The following is a 2,337-nucleotide window of genomic DNA, read 5'->3' on the forward strand; positions in this document are numbered from 1 at the left end:
CCCGCCGTGGGCCTCGATCCTGCGTGGCGTGACGATCCCGCCGTACGGCGGCGACACGCACTGGACCAACCTCGTACGCGCGTACGAAACGCTGTCCGCGCCGCTGCGCGGCTTCGTCGATACCCTGCGCGGCATCCATCGCTTCACGCCGCCGCCCGGCGCGCGCGCGACCGGCGCATTCGACGACGCCGTCGAGCGCCGCCCGCTCGTGACCGAGCATCCGCTCGTGCGCGTGCATCCGGAGACCGGCGAACGCGCGCTGTACGTGAGCCCGAGCTTCCTGAAATCGATCGTCGGGCTGACGCCGCGCGAGAGCCAGGCATTGCTCGAACTGCTGTGGGAGCACGTGACGCGGCCGGAATTCACGATCCGCTTCAAGTGGGAGCCGCGCAGCATCGCGTTCTGGGACAACCGCGCGACCGCGCATCTCGCGCCCGTCGACATCTTCGATCTCGACTTCGATCGCCAGCTGTATCGCACGACGCTCATCGGCGACGTGCCGGTCGGCCCCGACGGCCGCCCGTCGGTCGCGCTCGAAGGCACGCCGGTCGAGGCCGCGGCCGCCGTCGCACTCAACTGATGCGGCAAACGCCGGCGCGCACGCGGCGCGCCGGCCCCACTTCGATCAATCGAGCCACACGCCGTCGAACCGGTGCCCGCCGAGCGGCGAGAACGTCAGCCCGTGCACGCGCCTGGAGATCGGCAACGACACGATCGACGTCGCGATCGGCGTGAACGGCACCTGATCCTTGAATACCACCTGCGCCTGCTCGTACAGCGCCGTGCGCTTCGCGACGTCCCCGTTCGACCGCGCGGCGGTCACGAGTTGCTCGAAGTCCTTGTTGCACCACTTCGCGAGGTTGCTGCCATGCACCGCCTCGCAGCCGAGCAGCGTGCCGAGCCAGTTGTCGGGGTCGCCGTTGTCGCCCGACCAGCCGTACAGGATCGCGTCGTGCTGGCCGTCGTGCTTCGCGCGGCGGTTGTACTCGCCCCATTCGTAGCTGACGATCTTCGCGCGCACGCCGATCTTCGCCCAGTCCTGCTGAATCAGTTGCGCCATCAGTTGCGCGTTCGGGTTGTACGGGCGCTGCACGGGCATCGCCCATAGCGTCAGGTCGAATCCGTTCGGGAAGCCGGCTTGCGCGAGCAGGGCCTTCGCGGCGGCCGGATCGCGCGGCGCGTCCTTCAGGCGCGGGTTGTACGACCATTGCGCGGGCGGCATCGGGTTCGTCGCGATCGTCGCGTCGCCGTTGAACACGGTCTTGATGATCGCCGTCTTGTCGATCGCGATGTCGAGCGCGCGCCGCACGTCGACGCGATCGAGCGGCGGATGCTGGGTGTTGTACGCGACGAAGCCGACGTTGAAGCCCGTCCCCGAGAACAGCGTCAGCTTCGGATCGCGCCGCACCGTCTCGAGATCCGCCGGCCGCGGAAACGCCGATACCTGGCACTCGCCGGCCACGAGCTTCTGCAGCCGCGCGGCCGGATCGGGCGTGATCGCGAACACGAGGCGCGAGAGCTTCACGTCGTCCGGGTTCCAGTAGTCGGGATTCGCGTCGTAGCGGATCAGCGCATCCTTCTGGTACGTACGCAACACGAACGGCCCCGTGCCGACCGGAAACTGGTTGATGTCCGACTCGCGATGGCGCGCGGCGAGCTGCCCCGCATATTCGGCCGACAGCACCGACGCGAACGCCATCGCGAGATTGCGCACGAACACGACGTCGGGCGACTTCAGCACGAAGCGCACCGTATAGTCGTCGACCTTCTCGATGCGTTCGATGTTGTGGTCGAAGCCGAGATCGCTGAAATACGGGAAGCTGACCGGATAGGCCTTGCGGAACGGATCGTCCGGGTCGAGCATCCGGCGGAACGTGAACACGACGTCGTCGGCCTGGAACGGCCGCGTCGGCTTGAACCATGCGGTCGTCTGGAATTTCACGCCGCGCCGCAGGTGGAACGTGATCGTGCGCTGGTCGGGCGACACGTCCCAGCTCGTCGCGAGCGCCGGTTCGAGGTCGAGCGTGCCGCGCTTGAACTGCACGAGCCCGTTGTAGACCGGGTACGTGCTCGCATCGAAATCGGTGCTCGTCGTGTGCTGGCCGGGATCGAAGCCGGCCGGGCTGCCTTCGGTGCAGTACACGAGCGTCTTGCCCGTGGGCGCCGCAAACGCGTGCGTCGCGGCGCCGGCCAGCAGCAACGACGCGGCGATGCAGCGAAGCGCGGCGCCGGCGGGCGATACGCCGCGCGACCGGCGCGCGGCTGACGAAACGAAAGGATTCTTCATGGTGACGGAGGAAAGAAAGAGGTGCCATGCGAATGACGACCGTCGATCTT

Annotated in this window: 2 protein-coding genes; one reads left to right on the forward strand and one right to left on the reverse strand. The window is 67.9% G+C overall.

Annotated elements, in window-relative coordinates; all coding sequences use genetic code 11:
- The coding region (locus H3O04_RS35035; protein WP_202589485.1) for a TauD/TfdA dioxygenase family protein at positions 1-580 on the forward strand (580 nt) is incomplete at its 5' end.
- 45 nt (positions 581-625) lie between these two features.
- Here the strand turns inward: H3O04_RS35035 and H3O04_RS35040 are convergent.
- Positions 626-2,287, reverse strand: a complete 1,662-nt coding sequence (locus tag H3O04_RS35040) for an ABC transporter substrate-binding protein (RefSeq protein ID WP_202589486.1) — start codon at positions 2,285-2,287, stop codon at positions 626-628.
- Between the last annotated feature and the right edge of the window lie 50 nt (positions 2,288-2,337).

The sequence above is a fragment of the Burkholderia sp. KCJ3K979 genome (assembly GCF_016759955.1).
In the GTDB taxonomy this organism is placed as follows: Bacteria; Pseudomonadota; Gammaproteobacteria; order Burkholderiales; family Burkholderiaceae; genus Burkholderia; species Burkholderia orbicola.